A 16,052-nucleotide genomic window follows, 5' to 3' on the forward strand; every position below is an offset into this window, starting at 1 on the left:
ACTCCCTTATTTTCCGGCGACTTTCCCCGCGACGAGCGGGCAATGGCTCGCGCCGAGCGGCGCGTAAGCGTCCTGCGCGGAGATGGTCTGCTTGATCGTGTAGTAATCCCAAGGCTTCTTCGATTGCTCCGGGCTCTTGACCTCGGCGATGTACATGTCGTGCACCATCAAACCGTCGGCGCGAATCACGCCGTTCTTCGCGAAGAAATCGTTCACGGGCGTCGTGCGCATTTGCGCGAGCACCGCGTCGGATGCATCGGTGCCGCTCGCCTGCACGGCCTTCAGGTAATGCAGCGTCGACGAATACACGCCTGCCTGGATGAACGTCGGCATGCGGCCCGTCTTCGCATGGAAGCGCTGCGACCATGCGCGGCTCGCGTCGTCGCGGTCCCAGTAAAAGGGCGTCGTCAGCATCATTCCCTGCGCGGACTTGAGGCCGAGACTGTGGACATCGCTGATGAACATCTGCAGGCCGGCGATCTTTTGCTTGCCCGGCGCGTTGATGCCGAACTCGCGCGCCGTCTTGATCGCGTTGACGGTATCCGCGCCCGCGTTGGCGAGGCCGATCACCTTGGCGTGCGACGCCTGCGCCTGCAACAGATTCGATGACAGGTCCGCTGCATGCATCGGATGCTTCGATTCGCCGAGCACCCTGCCGCCCGCCGCGTTCAAAGCGGCCGCCGAATCGTTCTTCAGCGACGCGCCGAGCGCGTAGTCGACGGTCAGGAAGTACCACGAGTTGTCGCCCGCGCGCGCCATCGCCTTGACGAGGCTCGTCGTCAGCGCAAACGTGTCGTACGAGTATTGGATCGTGTACGGCGAGCACGCTTCATTGCTGAGCTTGGTCGTGCCCGCGCCGCTCGCAATGGCGATGCGATGCTTCTCCTTCGCCACGTTCGACACCGCGAGCGCAACCGACGACGGCAACAGGTCCTGCACCATATCGACCTGCTGGTTGTCGAACCATTCGCGCGCGACGGTCGCGGCGACATCCGTCTTGTTCTGATGATCCGCGCTGATCACCTTGATCGGCGCGCCGAGCACCTTGCCGCCGAAGTCGTCGACAGCCATCTGCGCCGCGACGACCGATCCTTTACCGCCGATGTCGGAGAAGATCGATGACATGTCGGTGAGTACGCCGATCTTCACCACGCCGTCGCTGATATCGGCCGCGCTCGCCGTCATCGCAAGGGAGGCGGATAACGCGGTGCAAGCGAGTTGCCTGAACATGGAAGTCTCCTTGATAGGTATTGGGTATGTGCCGCATCAACGCGAGCACACGACTGCCTCGACACCGACGCCCATTGCGAGCAACCGGCGATCGCTCATGTGCCGGCCCGTCAGCATCAGGCCCACGGGCGCGTCGCCATTCGCGTGACACGGGATCGATACCGAGCACAAGTCGAGCATGTTGGCGATCGACGGATTGCGCAGCAGCAAGCGATTCGTCGACGTGTATGCCGCCTCTTCGTCGAGATCGGCGATGCGCGGCGCGACGATCGGCACCGTCGGGCAGACGATCGCGTCGAAGGGACGCAACTCGTCGTCGGCTTGCCGGCATAGCGCTGCACGCAGCGCGCGATTGCGCAGATACTCGGCGGTGCTGTGCCCGCTGCCGAGCCTGATGCGAGAAAGCACGCGCGGGTCGTAGTCGTCGGCATGACGCTTGATCAAGCCGACGTGCCACGCCCACGCTTCCGCCGCGACGAGACCGCCATGCTGACCGAGCGTCGCGAGCTGCTGCCAGCTCTCGAAAGCGACTTCCTGCACGATCGCTCCGGCCGCCGTCAAACGAGCGACGGCACGTTCGAACGCCGCGGCGACGTGCGCATCCATGTCGTCGAGCACGATGTGCTTCGGCATCGCGAGCCGCAGCCCGCGCAAAGGCAGCGCCACGACGGAAGCCGGTTCCGTGTCGCCAGCCATGATCGAATCGAGCGCGGCACAGCACGCCACGCTGCGCGCGATCGAACCGATCGAGTCATAGCTCGACGACAGCGGCGACGCGCCGTCCAGCGGAATGCGCGCGGCTGTCGGCTTGAATCCCGCCAGTCCGCACAACGCGGCGGGAATGCGGCACGAACCGCCGGTATCCGAGCCGATCGCCGCGGCGGCCATGCCATCCGTCACCGACACCGCGGCGCCCGACGACGAGCCGCCCGGAATGCGCAATGCGTGCCTGTCGAACGCGTTCGCGGGCGTGCCGTAATGCGGATTGATGCCAAGGCCCGAGTATGCGAACTCCGTCATGTTGGTGCGGCCGACGAACACGGCGCCCGCCGCCCGCAATCTGCCGATCGCGAGCGCGTCGCGGGTTGCGGCTCGCTCCGGCAAGATCCGGCTGCCGGCGCGCGTGATCTCTCCTTGCACGTCGAAGAGATCCTTCACCGAGACCGGAATGCCCGCGAGCGGACCGGCGACGCCATGACGGCGCAGCGCATCGCTTGCCGCTGCCTGTGCCTTCGCCGCCGCGCTCACGCCGTTTGGAAAGACGCGCGGACCTTCGCCCGAGGCTTCGCCGATCCGTCCGATGCACGACGCGAGGAGCGACGTTGCATCGAGACGCCCGTCGGCAAGTTGGGCGCGCAATGTTTCGAGAGCGGGCAGCATGATCAGGCCGGATCGTAGTAATGCACTTCGAGGAGCACGCAGCCGCCGTTCGACTTGAACGGCCCGTGCCACGCGCCCGGCGGACGCACCGCATACGTGTAGCCTTCGAACGGCTTGCCGCCCTCGCCTTTGGCGTCATTGCCGACGGTGAGATCGCCTTCGACGAGAAACACTTCCTCCCAGTAGTCGTGAACGAAAGGCTCGGTCGTGTACATCCCCGCGGGCAGGCGCAGAAGACGCGTGCGGCTGCCGCGCTTGTTGCCGGTGTCGAGCGCGCCGGAGAGGATCAATTCCTGTGCGCCGGAACCGGGCGCATAACCTTCCGGCAACTGCCAGCCGTCGGCCATGTCGAGTCCGTGGAACTCGTCGTGAAGTTTGTTGATAGCCATGTGCTTCTCCTTCTGGAAATCGTGGATTGGGCGAGAACGGTCTCAGGCGGCCTGGCGCGTCTTCGCCAGTTCGGCATCGAGCGAATAGCTGGACAGCATGTTGTCGACGAGACCGGTCGCGCGGCGCCAGTCGTAGCTGCGATACGCATGCCCCTTGGTGACGAACGACGCGCCCGCATAGAACAGTTCGTACTGGTTGTGACGCGACGCGAACTCCGAGCCGACCGCGTCCCACGCGAGCTTGAAGAACTTCACGCGCTCTTCGGCGCTGCAGACGGGCGACTTCTGCGTCTTCTCGATGATGCGTGCGAGGTCGGGGTTCTCGAAGTCGTGCACGCTCGACGGCAGCATGATCATTCCGCCGCCCGCGAGTTCGCGCAGCGTGGTGAGGATCTTCGAATAGAGCTGCTGCGTGAGCACTTGCGAGCTATAGAGCATGTTGCGATCGGGCACGTAGTAACCGTTGACGATGCTGCCCTTCGCTTCCATGCCGTACACATAGGCCTCGACCATCGATGCTTCCGAGGCGAGCTGGCCCAGCGTCTCGCGCACTTGCGGAAACGCATTCGTGCCGTTGACTTCGGATATCTTGAGGCCGAGGCCGACGAGGAAGCGCAGCTTCGTCATCAGGCGCACCTGGCACTGGTAGTTCTGGTAGACGTGCGCGGGCGTCGCATGAAACTGCTTCGCGCACATCGAGACATCGCCCGCGACGAAGATCCGCTCCCACGGCACCTTGACGTCGTCGAAATACAGCACTGCGTCGTTCTCGTCGTAGCGGCTCGACAGCGGATTGTCGAACACCGACTGCGCGTGCGCCTCGTATGACTTGCGCGACATCACCTTCATGCCCTTCGCATTCATCGGAATCGCGAACGACAGCGCATACATCTCGTCGCCTTCACGCAGCGGCTGAATGCAACTGCAGAAGACTTCGTTCGCCATGATGCCGCTCGTCGCGAGCATCTTCGCGCCACGCACCGTGATGCCTTCCGCATCCTGATCGACGATGCCCACCGCGAGATACTTGTCCTCCTGCTCGTGCGCCGACTTCGACTGATTCGCCTGCGGATTCACGATCACGTAGGTGAGGAACAGATCGTTGTCGCGGGCATATCTGTAATAGTCGCGCAGCGCACCGGCGCGCGCCGGATCGTACTGCTCGAACAGATCGATGCCCATGAACATGCCCGAGATGCACGACGCGACGTGATCCGGCGAGCGGCCCATGAAGCCGAAATGCAACTCCGTCCATGCTTCGAGCGCCGAGCGCCGCTCGACCAGTTGCTCGTACGACGTCGGCAGTTCCCAGATGCGGCTCACGCGATTGCCCGAATCCGGCGAAACGAATGTCATCTTCTCGACGTTTTCCGGACGCGCCTGGTAGTCGTAAAGGCTCGCGTAGCTGCGAATCGAATTGCGGAATGCAGGGTGCGCGGTGACGTCGCCGACCGCCTTGCCGTCGAGATAGACCTGACGTCCGTCGCGCAGTGACGCAATGTGTTGAGTGCCGTTCTTGATCATGATGTTCTCCAGGAATGAGTTCGTCCGCCGTTTCAGGCCGACGCTGCGGGTACGCCGTTGAGCGTGTGATAGCGGCCGCCGAAGAAGATGAGCGGACGTCCTTGCGAGCGCGTCTGGTGACGCGTCACGCGGCCGACGAAGATCACGTGGTCGCCGCCGTCGTATTGCGCGTAGGGTTCGCATTCGAAGGTCGCGAGGGTGTCCGGAAGCAGGACCGGCGCGTCGCACGCGTCGGTTGCCGGATCGCGCCAGCTCCATTTGTCGCCGTTGGCCTTCGCGAAACGGTTCGACATGTCCTGCTGCGATTCTTCGAGCACGTTGACCGCGTAACCGCCGGCCACGCACAGATCGGCGAGGCTCAAACTGCGCCGGTCCACCGAAAACAGAATCAGCGGCGGATCGAGCGACACCGAATTGAACGACGCGACCGTCATGCCGATCGGCGCTCCTTCGCGCCTCGGCGCCGTGATGACCGCGACACCCGTCGCGAACATGGACAATGCTGAGCGGAACCGACGCTGCACTTCCGGATCGCCGCTCGCCACTACGATGCTGTCTTTCATCTCGTTCTCCTTCGCGCCGCGCTGCCGGCGACGCCTTCGTCAGAACACATTTGGATTGTTATTTAGCTTTGTTTCTTAGCTTTTATTAAATGGCAAAAGATTGTCTTGTTCAAGCTATCGTTTACCCTCGGTAAAAAAGCTTTGTATAAAAGACAACCCTACTCGACGAATGGGTGTTGGCCAGAACGAGCAAGTGTCCGGGCTACACTGCGGCCAACTTCCGTTACGAGACTTCTCGCTTTGAAGAAGGCGTTGCACTGGAGCACGATCAATGACCTCACGCCCCATCTACATGGACTACAGCGCGACGACGCCCGTCGATCCGCGCGTCGTCGAAAAAATGGTTCCGTTTCTTTACGAGCGCTTCGGCAATCCGGCATCGCGCAGCCACGCCTACGGCTGGGAAACCGAGGAAGCGGTGGATATGGCGCGCCGCCATGTCGCCGGTCTGCTGCACGCGGATCCGCGCGAAATCATCTGGACGTCGGGCGCTACCGAAGGCAACAATCTCGCGCTCAAGGGCGCGGCGAACTTCTACAAGGGACGGGGCCGTCACATCGTGACGGTGAAAACAGAGCACAAGGCGGTGCTGGATACGTGCCGCGAACTGGAGCGGCAAGGATTCGCCGTCACGTATCTCGACGTCGGCCAGGATGGATTGCTCGACATCGCCACGTTGCGCGCGGCACTACGCGCCGATACGGTGCTCGTGTCCGTCATGATGGTCAACAACGAAACCGGCGTGGTGCAGCCGATCGCCGAGATCGGCGCGATATGCCGTGAGCAAGGCATCGTGTTTCATTGCGACGCGGTGCAGGCAGCAGGCAAGATCAGCATCGATGTCGGCGCGCTCAATGTCGATCTGCTGACGGTCACCGCGCACAAGGTCTACGGCCCGAAAGGCATCGGCGCGCTGTACGTGCGGCGCAAACCACGCGTGCGCATCGAAGCGCAGATGCACGGCGGAGGTCACGAACGCGGCATGCGCTCGGGCACCTTGCCGACGCATCAGATCGTCGGCATGGGCGAAGCGTTTCGGCTCGCAAAAGAAGAGATGGAAGGCGAAAGCCGGCGAGTCGGTGCGTTGCGCGACCGGTTGCTCGCGGGCCTCATGGATCTCGACGAGGTCTATGTCAACGGCGACCTGACGCGGCGCATCGCGCATAACCTGAACGTCAGCTTCAACTTCGTCGAAGGTGAATCGCTCATCATGGGCATCAAGGGTGTCGCGGTGTCGTCGGGATCGGCGTGCACGTCGGCATCGCTCGAACCGTCATACGTATTGCGCGCGCTCGGTCGCAGCGATGAACTGGCGCACAGCTCGATCCGCTTTACGCTCGGCCGATTCACGACCGAAGCGGAAGTCGACGAAGTGATCCGCCAGGTTCAGGAAACCGTGATCAGGTTGCGCACGCTGAGCCCGCTGTGGGACATGCATCTGGAAGGCATCGACCCGAACACCATTCAGTGGGCCGCGCACTGATCACGCAGCGCGCGGCGCGGTCACGACTTCTCCTGCCGTGCGATCAGATGCGAGAGATCGAGCGTCGCGCGGTCGCCATTGGCAACAAGCCGGTCGACGACCGAGCACAGCGCCTTGAACTCGGTCTTCGTCACGCCTTCGAACAGCACGTTGTTGATGCGTTGCTGCGTCGCGGCCAGTTCCCGAAGCAGCTTCAGCCCGGCCGACGTCACCGTGAGACGCATCTTGCGTTTGTCGTCGGGGTCCGAGCGTTTATCGATGAAGCCGAGCTTCTTGAGCTTGCCGGTTTCGATCGTGACGAAAGCGCCGCTCAGATGCAGATGGTCGGCGAGCCGATTCACCGTCACCGCCTCGCCGTGCGAAAGATGCGCGACGGAGACGAGCAGCGAATACTGGATTCCGGTGAGCCCGATGAGCGTCCCGAAGCCGTCGCGCACGGACAGGAGCCGTGCCGCGAACGGCAGGAGACCGTTGATCAGATGGCGGAATTCCGTGTCCGTCCCGTCGACGAGGCACGCTGGATTCGTAATGGTCAGAGCGGATTCGTCGATCTGCTTCGGCATGACACTCAAGCTCCCGGATGCTAATGTAGTTACCTTTTAAAAATAATTATACGTCAAAGCTTAAAACGGAGATTCCAAACATGAACCCTGCAATCTCGATCACGTCCGTCCGGTCGCTGCTCGAATGTTATATCCGCGCGAAGGATCGGAACCAGCCCGAACTGATTTTCGCGTGCTTCGCCGCCGATGCCGCGCTGACGTTCGACATCGCGACCGATGCCATCGACTTTCCCCGAAGCGTGTCGGGCGCTTCCGCGATCGCCAAAACGCTCGTCTCGGATTTCGGCGAGCGGTTCGATCGTTGCCGCACTTATTACATGTGCGCCGCGCCGGAAGTGAACGCGGATGGCGTCTGCACGATGCCGTGGTTCGTCGTGATGCGGCAGAAGGACAACGAGGCGCTGCGGCTCGGCAAGGGCACGTATCGATGGCGCATCGCGCGTATGGACGATGGGTCCGACAGAATCGCCGGCTTGCATATCGCTATCGAGCGTATGGATGGGTTCGAAGATCCCGGCGCCGACAAGCTTCGGGCACTGCAGGCGTTGCTGCCTTATCCCTGGCTGCAGCGATCGGACATCCATCGGTCGATGGAACCACTTCTGACGATGAATCCGGACACCGCCTTCGCGACTGCGCTCACACATTTTGTTTGACCTTGCATGACCGGCGAGAACGCCGTCCGACCGGACATCGAGCGCGCGCGGCGGCTCATCAAGAACCCTCGACACGCAATCCAAGTGCGTCGAGGTAGATGTCGAATGACCGCTGCACCGATCCGGCGATCAGGCGCACGATGCCCGTATAGTCATTGCTCACGCAAGCGTCATCCAGCGAGTCGCAATACGTCGCGCGATCTTCGCTCCGAATATCGGCCGGAGGATAACCGGATTTCATCAACTCGACATTCAAAAGCAGCCGCGCTGTCCTGCCGTTTCCGTCGACGAAAGGATGAATCCTGACGAACCGCGTATGGAGTTCCGCGGCCCGCTCAACGGGATGCATGTTCCCGGCGTCCGCATGCCATTCGACGAGGGCGGCCAGTTCGGCCGGCAGATCCAGGAAGTCCGGCGGCGTGGTACGCGCGCCGGCAATCGCCACATTCACATGGCGATACCGGCATGCTTCCTCACCGACGCGCCCTTTCAGCACGATGTTATGGATGTTGCGGATCTGCCATGCAGACAGGCGCTCGTTCTTCGCGACAAGCTCCTCCAGATAGCGCATCGCGTCGCGATGGCCCATGCTCTCGCAATGCTGCCGCAGCGACTTGCCGTCCATCGTCATGTTGTCGAGCACGACCTGAGTCTCGCGCAGTAAGCGAGTGCGTTGCCCGATCGCATTCGCGTGAGGCGTCCATTCCAGCCTGAGCCTTTCCCGCAACGCAGCCAGTGCCGGAGGCGATAGCGGACGCATCGCGTCCAGTTTCGCCTTGTCGGCATCGATTGCTTCAAGCATCCGTCGCAGAGACGAGTCCATGGCTCCGAACTCCGTATCGCCTGTGTGCCTGCCTGGCCAGCCAGGACGATTCCAGTCATGGTAGCGCGCGGCGCGCTTATTGAATTCGGCCTCGCCCTGAACTAGCTTTTCAATGTCGCCACGATAAGGATGGAGCACGACGATGCGCGGTTGCGCGGCATCCCGACCCGGCCGCGCTTCCGGCAGGCACGCTGCAGGGCACCAACGACGTCCAGCGTGCCGCATATAACGGCCCTTGCCCGCCGGTCGGCCGTCATCGCTATGTCCATAAGCTGTACGCGCTCGACACGGTGCTGCCCGATCTGCACCATCCCACCAAGGCAGCGCTGGAGCAAGCGATGAAAGGCCATGTAGTAACGCACGCCGAATTGCTCGGTACATTCGAGCACTGATGCATCGAACTCGATGCCGGCTGGCCGGCGGCCCGCGAGCCATCGCGCCAGATAAAAAACGCCGACCCTGTCCGGGTCGGCGTTTTCTCGTTGCTACTACTGCAGGTATCAGAACTGATTCATGGTGTTGTCTTTACCCGCCGCTTTCAGGGCCGCTTCGCCGCTGAAATACTCCTTGTGGTCGTCGCCGATGTCCGAGCCGGACATGTTCTGATGCTTGACGCACGCGATGCCCTGACGGATTTCCTTGCGCTGCACGCCAGCCACATAGCCCAGCATGCCCTGGTCGCCGAAATATTCCTTGGCCAGATTGTCGGTCGACAGTGCGGCAGTGTGGTACGTCGGCAGCGTGATCAGATGATGGAAGATGCCGGCTTCGCGCGACGCGTCGGCCTGGAAGGTCCGGATCTTCTCGTCGGCGAGTTGCGCCAGTTCGGTCTGATCGTATTCCACGCTCATCAACTGGGCGCGGTCGTATGCCGACACATCCTTGCCCGCAGCCTTCATCGCATCATAGGCCTGCTGACGGAAATTCAGCGTCCAGTTGAACGACGGGCTGTTGTTGTACACCAGCTTCGCGTTCGGGATGACCTTGCGAATCTCGCTGACCATGCCGCCGATCTGCGCGATGTGCGGCTTTTCGGTTTCGATCCACAGCAGGTCCGCGCCGTTTTGCAGTGCGGTGACGCAATCCAGCACGCAGCGCGCTTCGCCCGTGCCGGCGCGGAACTGGAACAGGTTGCTCGGCAGGCGCTTGGGGCGCAGCAGCTTGCCGTCGCGCTTGATGATCACGTCGCCATTGCCCAGTTCGTCGGCGGACAACTCTTCGCAATCGAGGAAGGAATTGTATTGATCGCCCAGGTCGCCCGGCGTGTGGGTCACGGCGATCTGCTTGGTCAGGCCCGCGCCCAGCGAGTCGGTACGGCACACGATGATGCCGTCGTCCACGCCCAGTTCCAGGAAGGCGTAGCGAATCGCGCGGACCTTGGCGAGGAAGTCCTCGTGCGGCACGGTGACCTTGCCGTCCTGGTGGCCGCACTGCTTCTCGTCGGACACCTGGTTTTCGATCTGGATACAGCACGCGCCCGCTTCGATGAACTGCTTGGCCAGCAGATACGTTGCTTCTGCGTTGCCGAAGCCCGCGTCGATGTCGGCGATGATCGGCACGACGTGCGTCACATGGTTGTCGATCTTTTCCTGAATCGCAGCCTTCGCAGCGCCCTCTGCGGCATCCAACTGGCGGAACAGGCCGCCCAGCTCACGGGCGTCGGCCTGGCGCAGGAAGGTGTACAGCTCGCGGATCAGCGCGCTGACGGAAGTCTTTTCGTGCATCGACTGGTCGGGCAGCGGGCCGAACTCGGAACGCAGCGCGGCCACCATCCAGCCGGACAGGTAAAGGTAACGGCGCTCGGTGCTGTTGAAGTGCTTCTTGATGGAGATCATCTTCTGCTGGCCGATGAAGCCGTGCCAGCAGCCGAGCGACTGGGTGTACTTCGACGGGTCGGCGTCGTAGGCAGCCATGTCGGCGCGCATGATCTTCGCGGTGTACTTGGCGATGTCCAGACCCGTCGTGAACCTGTTCTGGGCACGCATGCGCGCGGCGTACTCGGGGTTGATCGCATTCCAGGCGCTGCCGTGAGTCTCTTTCAAACGAGCAACTGCCTTGATGTCGTCTTGATATTGGGCCATGTGACTCTCCTGAGAGCAAAGCGCGTTTGACTAGATGGGTCAGCGTGTCGCTACGTTTGTCGCAGCGAACTGCATGACTCAATAGTACCGCCGTTTGATGGCTCCGGGCGAAGTCTTATATAAGACATAAGACGCGATTTACGCTTATTTTTCAACGACATACACAATCATTTTTGCAATGCAAAACATGTTTTCAAGCGACGAAAAAAGAATGCTGCGAAAATTCGACGAGCTTCCCGCGATGTGAAACGCGCTTTCGGTTCTTGGAGGCAAGGCAAGTTCGGAGAGAGGACAAGCGCGGATATCTCGATCACGATTACTATCGGGGTGAGTTCGCGGCGTGAATTCGCGCACGTCTGTCCAGACAGACCGCAGTTGCGATGCGCGATCAAATAACTATTCGTTCAATACTGGAGGCGAACGTGCCGGGATTACTTCCTGATGTCGACCGCGAGGGACTCCTCGAATACTCGGTCGTCTACACCGACCGATCGGTCAATCACATGTCGCGGCTCTTTCAGGGCGTCATGCGCGACATATCCGATGTCCTGAAAAAGGTCTACAACGCGCATTCAGCCGTGATCGTCCCGGGCAGCGGCACGTTCGGCATGGAAGCCGTTGCCCGGCAGTTCGCGACGAACAGAAAGTGTCTGGTCATTCGCAATGGCTGGTTCAGCTTCCGCTGGTCGCAGATTTTCGACATGGGCAGCATTCCGTCGGAGTCTTTGGTGCTGAAAGCGCGCCCGGTCGAACAAGGGAGACAGGCCGCCTATGCACCGCCTCCGATCGAAGAAGTGGTCGCCGCGATCAAGGAAAACAAGCCCGATCTGGTTTTTGCGCCGCACGTCGAAACCGCATCGGGAATGATGTTGCCCGATGCCTATCTGCGCGCGGTGTCCGACGCCGTTCATGCCGTCGGCGGCATGTTCGTGCTGGATTGCATCGCCTCCGGGACGATCTGGGTGGACATGCAAGCCAGTGGCGTCGATGTGCTGATCAGCGCGCCGCAAAAGGGATGGAGCGCGTCGCCCTGCTGCGCGATGGTCATGCTCAGCCCGCTCGCCCGCGAACGAATCGACTCGACAACCAGCACCAGTTTCGCTTGCGATCTTCGCAAATGGCTGCAGATCATGGCGTCCTACGAGGACGGCGGGTTCGCGTACCACGCCACGATGCCGACGGACAGTCTAGCGACGCTGCGCGACGTCATGAAGGAAACCGAGTCGTACGGGTTAGACAAAGTCAGAGCGGAGCAACTCGAACTCGGTTCGCGCATTCGCTCGCTCTTGACTGCCGCAGGGTTCAGAAGCGTGGCGGCCGAAGGATTTCAGGCTCCGGGCGTCGTGGTCTGCTACACGGACGACGACGGCATACGATCCGGGAAGAAATTTGCCGATGCCGGCTTGCAGATCGCGGCCGGCGTTCCCCTTCAGTGCGACGAGCCTGAGGACTTCAAGACCTTCCGCATCGGGCTATTCGGGCTGGACAAACTGCATGATGTCGAAGGCACGGTCGCGCGGTTCGCCAGGGCGCTGGATAGCATCGTTTAGCAGGCTGTTGAAACATCCTTCGTCGACAGCCTGCCAGCCGGGCGTTTGCGCGCCCGCGAAGCGGGTCGCCATCGCCTTCATTCAGCCAGCTCGAAACGCTCGATCTTGCCGACGACGAACAGATAGCAAACGATCGCGACCAACGCATTGGCGCTCACGAAAACGAGCGCCGCCGCGAACGACCCCGTTCCCTGCACCAGATAGCCGATGACGATCGGCGTCGTGATGCCGGCCGTGTTGCCGAACGTATTGAAGAGCGCCGCGCACAGCCCGCTCGCCTGCTTGGGGGCGGTATCCGAGACCACGGCCCAGCCCAGCGCACCGATGCCCTTGCCGAAGAACGCCGCCGCCATGATGCCGATCACGAGCCACTGGTTGTCGACGTAGTTGCACGCGATCATGCACGTCGACAGCAGCAAGCCGACGACGATCGGCACCTTGCGCGCAGTACTCGTCGAGAAGCCGTGCTTCATCAGTCGATCGGACACCACACCGCCGAGCACGCCACCGAGAAAGCCCGCAATCGCCGGGATCGATGCAACGAAGCCCGCCTTCAGGATCGACATATGCCGCTCCTGTACGAGGTAGATCGGAAACCAGGTCAGGAAGAAATACGTGAGCGTGGTGATGCAGTACTGCGCGATGAAGACGCCGAGCATCATGCGGCTCTTCAGCAGTTGCGCGAGTGCATGGCGACCGTGCCGGTTCTTTGCATGTACTTGCGCGGCACGGCGTTCCTTCGCGACTTGCTGGTCTTCAAGGTCGACCATCGCGCCGTTGTCGGCGATGTAGCGCACCTCTGCGTCGTTCGCGAGCGGATGCTGGCGCGGCGCATAGATGGTCTTGAGCCACAGTCCGGCGACGAGGATGCCGAGGCCGCCCATTGCATAGAAGACCTGAGGCCAGCCATAGGTGTGGGTGATCCAGCCCATGATCGGCGAGAACAGCACGGTGGCGAAGTACTGCGCCGAGTTGAAGATCGCCGATGCCGTGCCGCGCTCCGCGGTCGGGAACCAGGAGGCGGTCAGACGAGCGTTGCCGGGAAACGCCGGCGCCTCTGCTGCCCCGACGAGAAAGCGCATCAGGAAAAGCGTCGCGAAGGCGACACCGACCGGCAACGCCGCCACGAAGCCCTGAACCGCGGTGAGAATCGACCAGAAGAAGATACTGAACGCGTAGACGCGCCTCGATCCGAAGCGATCGAGCAGCCAGCCGCTTGGAATCTGCGCGATCACGTACGCCCATGCAAACGACGAAAAGATATATCCCATCTCGACCGGCGAGATGTGCAATGCCTTCTGGATGGACGAACCGGTAATCGATATGGTCGCGCGGTCCGCGTAGTTGATCGTCGTGACGAGGAACAACATGAACACGATCAGAAACCGCGCTTTGCTGCGTCCGGCGTAGCTTCCCGCGTGACCGTCCGAACTCGCCACCGAGTCACGAACATTCTCGCGGGCCGTCGAGGTTGCTGCCCGTTGCACGCCATTCTCCATCATCGTCTCCGGAATGTTGTGTGATGTCTCATGGGTAAAGAGGATATGTTAGCGCCAACATTCGGTGAATTCGGGTTTTCCCCTTCGATTAGAAATACGATGTCATATCTGTTAGCTTCGTTTTGGAGGTCCGCGACGGTATCTATACAATCGAGCGTGACCACGGAGCAGAAATGGAAGCGAGTTACGCGCCGGCAACCGGCCAGACACCTCAGACAAATGACAGTGTGACGCTGGAAGATGTCGCCCGCCTGGCGGGCGTCACCGCAATGACGGTGTCGCGCACGCTCAAGCGGCCCGAACTCGTCCGCGAGGAAACGCGGCAGCGCGTGATGGACGCCGTGCGAGCCACCGGCTACGTGCCGAACATGCTCGCGGGGGCACTGGCCACGAACAAAAGCCATCTGATCGCTCTGCTGTTGCCGACGATCGCCACGTCCATTTTCACGGACCTGGTGCAGACCATGATGTCGACGCTTGCCGAGGCCGGTTATCAGACGTTGCTCGGCTTGACGGACTACCTGCGGGAGCGCGAGGAGCAACTCGTCGAAACATTGCTCGGGCGGCGGCCGGACGCCATCGTCCTGACCGGCACCGACCATTCGCCGCTCACGCGCGAGAGACTACGCAGAACCAGGGTGCCCATCGTCGAGATATGGGATCTCACCGACGATCCGATCGACATGCTGATCGGCTTTTCGCATGAGGCGGTCGGCATTGCGGTTGCGCGTCATTTGCTGCTGAAGGACTACCGGCGGTTCGCGGTCTTGTCGGCCGACGACCCGCGTGGCTTGCGGCGAAGCATGAGCTTCATCGACGAGTTGAAGCGCCAGGGCATCGACGAAGTACCGATCGAAGTGCTGCCCGCGCCCGCGACACTGCAGATCGGGCGCGAAGGCTTTGCCCGCCTGTTCGAAAAGGGCTTGCCCGACGTCATCGCGTGCAGCACGGATACGCTCGCGCAAGGGATCCTCGCCGAGGCGGCGAAGCGCGGGATCGGAATTCCTGACGATGTGGCCGTGATGGGATTCGGCGATCTGAGCACCGCGGCGCACGTACACCCTTCGCTTTCGACGGTGCGGATCGACGGTGCATCGATCGGAAGACTCGCCGCCGAGGCGCTCGTGAGCAGGCTCGACGCGAAGCAGCCATCCGTTCCGGCGCTGCGCGTCGACACGGGGTTCAAAATTATCGATCGCGAGAGCGCCTGAGCGACGAACGCCGTCCTCCCGGCTGCGGCGATTCGGCATTTGCGGACACCGGCTCGGCGCTTGCACGGCTCGTCAGATGCTCGACCATTCGTTGCGCGGCCGGTTGCAGCATGTCGAAGCGCTTGAAACACACGATAAAGCGCCGACGTGCCCATGCATCCGTCAACGGAACGATGCGGACGCCGACCTGAGGACCATAGGCCGCCGATACTTCCATCGGCACCACGCTGATTCCCAGACCGGCCGCGACGACCCTGAACGCAGCGTCGAAGCTCGAGACGATCACCCTGTACGCGATCGTGCGCCCCGCCCTGGCTGCGGCGCGCTGCATCATCGTGTGAACGGCGGTCGCGGGCGGCAAGCCGACATGCTCGTAATCGAGCGTCTCATGAAAACCGATGGTCGTATGCCGGGCGAGAGGATGGTCCGGATGAACGGCCAATGCCAGCTGGTCATGCCGATACGGACGATGCTCCAGTCCGTGCAATTCGACGTTGTCCCAGCACACGCCCACTGCAGCGGCGCCTTCGCGCAGTTGCCTCACGAGGTCCAGCGACAACCGCTCCTCGATATCGACCTTGATGTTCTTGTTGGCCGGTTGGCGCATGAAGGTCGCAATGTCGTCCAGCAATTTTTCCGCGATGGCCGATGCCGACGCGCAGATGCTCACGCTCCCCTTCAAGCCTTCTCCGAACGACGCGATGTCGTTTGCGATGCGGTCCATCGTGAAGAGCACGCTCCTCGCGTGTTCCAGCAACGCGATCCCCGCCGGCGTCGGTTCGACGCCGCGACGCGAGCGCGATAGCACCGGCACGCCGAGATCGGCTTCCAGTTGCGCGATGCGCTTGCTGATAGCAGACGGTTCGATGTGTGCTTCCTGCGCGGCCCGCGCGATATTGCGCTGATCGCAAACGACCACGAAGAGCCGCAACGTCTTCAGATCGATTTCTCGCAAGCTCGTCTTCTCCGCTCGTGCAAACAGACATTCCATTTCGGAAGCGCCGCGCTTCCAAAACACCGCTTTACGAATTTTCGGGAATCTCTAAAGTGATGTCAAACGCCGGCAACCTCATGACCGGCATCGATATACGGAGACAGCA

14 protein-coding genes and 1 pseudogene are annotated in these 16,052 nt (G+C 61.8%); 5 read left to right on the forward strand and 10 right to left on the reverse strand.

From position 1 onward, the window contains the following. Nucleotides 1-6: 6 nt before the first annotated feature. The 5 genes from U4Y90_RS21890 to U4Y90_RS21910 are packed head-to-tail and all read right to left on the reverse strand — an operon-like array spanning nucleotide 7 to nucleotide 5,086. Entirely contained in the window at nucleotides 7-1,230 is a 1,224-nt protein-coding gene (locus U4Y90_RS21890; protein WP_321797664.1) for an ABC transporter substrate-binding protein, read from the reverse strand. A gap of 36 nt (nucleotides 1,231-1,266) precedes the next feature. Further along, entirely contained in the window at nucleotides 1,267-2,610 is a 1,344-nt protein-coding gene (locus tag U4Y90_RS21895; protein WP_321797666.1) for an amidase, read from the reverse strand. A 2-nt stretch (nucleotides 2,611-2,612) separates the two neighbouring features. Beyond that, nucleotides 2,613-2,999 carry a cupin gene (locus tag U4Y90_RS21900; protein ID WP_321797668.1) on the reverse strand — a complete coding sequence of 129 codons (387 nt, stop codon included), beginning with the start codon at nucleotides 2,997-2,999 and terminating at the stop codon, nucleotides 2,613-2,615. A gap of 42 nt (nucleotides 3,000-3,041) precedes the next feature. Then, nucleotides 3,042-4,523 carry a 4-hydroxyphenylacetate 3-hydroxylase family protein gene (locus U4Y90_RS21905; protein WP_321797669.1) on the reverse strand — a complete coding sequence of 494 codons (1,482 nt, stop codon included), beginning with the start codon at nucleotides 4,521-4,523 and terminating at the stop codon, nucleotides 3,042-3,044. A gap of 32 nt (nucleotides 4,524-4,555) precedes the next feature. Continuing rightward, nucleotides 4,556-5,086 (reverse strand): flavin reductase family protein, encoded by a 531-nt coding sequence (locus U4Y90_RS21910; protein WP_321797671.1) that lies wholly within the window; start codon nucleotides 5,084-5,086, stop codon nucleotides 4,556-4,558. Between the two features lie 271 nt (nucleotides 5,087-5,357). On the opposite strand from U4Y90_RS21910, the gene U4Y90_RS21915 reads away from it, so the two are divergent. Beyond that, nucleotides 5,358-6,569, forward strand: a complete 1,212-nt coding sequence (locus U4Y90_RS21915; RefSeq protein WP_321797672.1) for an IscS subfamily cysteine desulfurase — start codon at nucleotides 5,358-5,360, stop codon at nucleotides 6,567-6,569. A 20-nt stretch (nucleotides 6,570-6,589) separates the two neighbouring features. Here the strand turns inward: U4Y90_RS21915 and U4Y90_RS21920 are convergent, their stop codons facing one another. After that, nucleotides 6,590-7,132, reverse strand: coding sequence for a MarR family winged helix-turn-helix transcriptional regulator (locus tag U4Y90_RS21920; RefSeq protein WP_321797674.1), 543 nt, complete (start codon nucleotides 7,130-7,132; stop codon nucleotides 6,590-6,592). Nucleotides 7,133-7,212: 80 nt separating this feature from the next. On the opposite strand from U4Y90_RS21920, the gene U4Y90_RS21925 reads away from it, so the two are divergent. Further along, the gene (locus U4Y90_RS21925) at nucleotides 7,213-7,788 is read left to right on the forward strand and encodes a nuclear transport factor 2 family protein (RefSeq protein ID WP_321797676.1); all 576 of its coding nucleotides are present in this window, start codon (nucleotides 7,213-7,215) and stop codon (nucleotides 7,786-7,788) included. Between the two features lie 58 nt (nucleotides 7,789-7,846). On the opposite strand, the gene U4Y90_RS21930 is transcribed toward U4Y90_RS21925, so the two are convergent. Next, nucleotides 7,847-8,611 carry a Fic family protein gene (locus U4Y90_RS21930; RefSeq protein ID WP_321797677.1) on the reverse strand — a complete coding sequence of 255 codons (765 nt, stop codon included), beginning with the start codon at nucleotides 8,609-8,611 and terminating at the stop codon, nucleotides 7,847-7,849. 170 nt (nucleotides 8,612-8,781) lie between these two features. Here U4Y90_RS21930 and U4Y90_RS21935 point away from each other — a divergent pair. Then, nucleotides 8,782-9,003: pseudogene (locus tag U4Y90_RS21935) on the forward strand (YbhB/YbcL family Raf kinase inhibitor-like protein); the annotation flags it as partial. Nucleotides 9,004-9,111: 108 nt separating this feature from the next. Here the strand turns inward: U4Y90_RS21935 and U4Y90_RS21940 are convergent. Beyond that, the gene (locus tag U4Y90_RS21940; RefSeq protein WP_321797679.1) at nucleotides 9,112-10,692 is read right to left on the reverse strand and encodes an isocitrate lyase; all 1,581 of its coding nucleotides are present in this window, start codon (nucleotides 10,690-10,692) and stop codon (nucleotides 9,112-9,114) included. 422 nt (nucleotides 10,693-11,114) lie between these two features. Between U4Y90_RS21940 and U4Y90_RS21945 the strand changes: the two genes are divergently transcribed. Next, complete coding sequence (locus U4Y90_RS21945) at nucleotides 11,115-12,242, forward strand: aminotransferase class V-fold PLP-dependent enzyme (protein WP_321797819.1); 1,128 nt, start codon at nucleotides 11,115-11,117, stop codon at nucleotides 12,240-12,242. Between the two features lie 77 nt (nucleotides 12,243-12,319). Here U4Y90_RS21945 and U4Y90_RS21950 read toward each other — a convergent pair whose 3' ends face one another. After that, the gene (locus U4Y90_RS21950; RefSeq protein WP_321797821.1) at nucleotides 12,320-13,612 is read right to left on the reverse strand and encodes an MFS transporter; all 1,293 of its coding nucleotides are present in this window, start codon (nucleotides 13,610-13,612) and stop codon (nucleotides 12,320-12,322) included. Between the two features lie 302 nt (nucleotides 13,613-13,914). On the opposite strand from U4Y90_RS21950, the gene U4Y90_RS21955 reads away from it, so the two are divergent. Then, entirely contained in the window at nucleotides 13,915-14,952 is a 1,038-nt protein-coding gene (locus U4Y90_RS21955; RefSeq protein WP_321797681.1) for a LacI family DNA-binding transcriptional regulator, read from the forward strand. Here the strand turns inward: U4Y90_RS21955 and U4Y90_RS21960 are convergent. Further along, nucleotides 14,930-15,907: a LysR family transcriptional regulator gene (locus U4Y90_RS21960; protein ID WP_321797682.1), complete on the reverse strand. Its 978-nt coding sequence runs from the start codon at nucleotides 15,905-15,907 to the stop codon at nucleotides 14,930-14,932. The genes U4Y90_RS21955 and U4Y90_RS21960 overlap by 23 nt on opposite strands. Nucleotides 15,908-16,052: the final 145 nt, after the last annotated feature.

The organism is Caballeronia sp. J97 (assembly GCF_905220305.1).
GTDB lineage: Bacteria > Pseudomonadota > Gammaproteobacteria > Burkholderiales > Burkholderiaceae > Caballeronia.

What these genes read in the sequence shown, in the direction of transcription:
- U4Y90_RS21955 (WP_321797681.1), top strand. Translation starts at nt 13,915, where the DNA reads ATGGAAGCGAGTTACGCGCCGGCAACCGGCCAGACACCTCAGACAAAT.
- U4Y90_RS21930 (WP_321797677.1), bottom strand. Translation starts at nt 8,611, where the DNA reads ATGGACTCGTCTCTGCGACGGATGCTTGAAGCAATCGATGCCGACAAG.
- U4Y90_RS21915 (WP_321797672.1), top strand. Translation starts at nt 5,358, where the DNA reads ATGACCTCACGCCCCATCTACATGGACTACAGCGCGACGACGCCCGTC.
- U4Y90_RS21950 (WP_321797821.1), bottom strand. Translation starts at nt 13,612, where the DNA reads ATGTTGTTCCTCGTCACGACGATCAACTACGCGGACCGCGCGACCATA.
- U4Y90_RS21925 (WP_321797676.1), top strand. Translation starts at nt 7,213, where the DNA reads ATGAACCCTGCAATCTCGATCACGTCCGTCCGGTCGCTGCTCGAATGT.
- U4Y90_RS21905 (WP_321797669.1), bottom strand. Translation starts at nt 4,523, where the DNA reads ATGATCAAGAACGGCACTCAACACATTGCGTCACTGCGCGACGGACGT.
- U4Y90_RS21900 (WP_321797668.1), bottom strand. Translation starts at nt 2,999, where the DNA reads ATGGCTATCAACAAACTTCACGACGAGTTCCACGGACTCGACATGGCC.
- U4Y90_RS21920 (WP_321797674.1), bottom strand. Translation starts at nt 7,132, where the DNA reads ATGCCGAAGCAGATCGACGAATCCGCTCTGACCATTACGAATCCAGCG.
- U4Y90_RS21890 (WP_321797664.1), bottom strand. Translation starts at nt 1,230, where the DNA reads ATGTTCAGGCAACTCGCTTGCACCGCGTTATCCGCCTCCCTTGCGATG.
- U4Y90_RS21910 (WP_321797671.1), bottom strand. Translation starts at nt 5,086, where the DNA reads ATGAAAGACAGCATCGTAGTGGCGAGCGGCGATCCGGAAGTGCAGCGT.
- U4Y90_RS21940 (WP_321797679.1), bottom strand. Translation starts at nt 10,692, where the DNA reads ATGGCCCAATATCAAGACGACATCAAGGCAGTTGCTCGTTTGAAAGAG.
- U4Y90_RS21895 (WP_321797666.1), bottom strand. Translation starts at nt 2,610, where the DNA reads ATGCTGCCCGCTCTCGAAACATTGCGCGCCCAACTTGCCGACGGGCGT.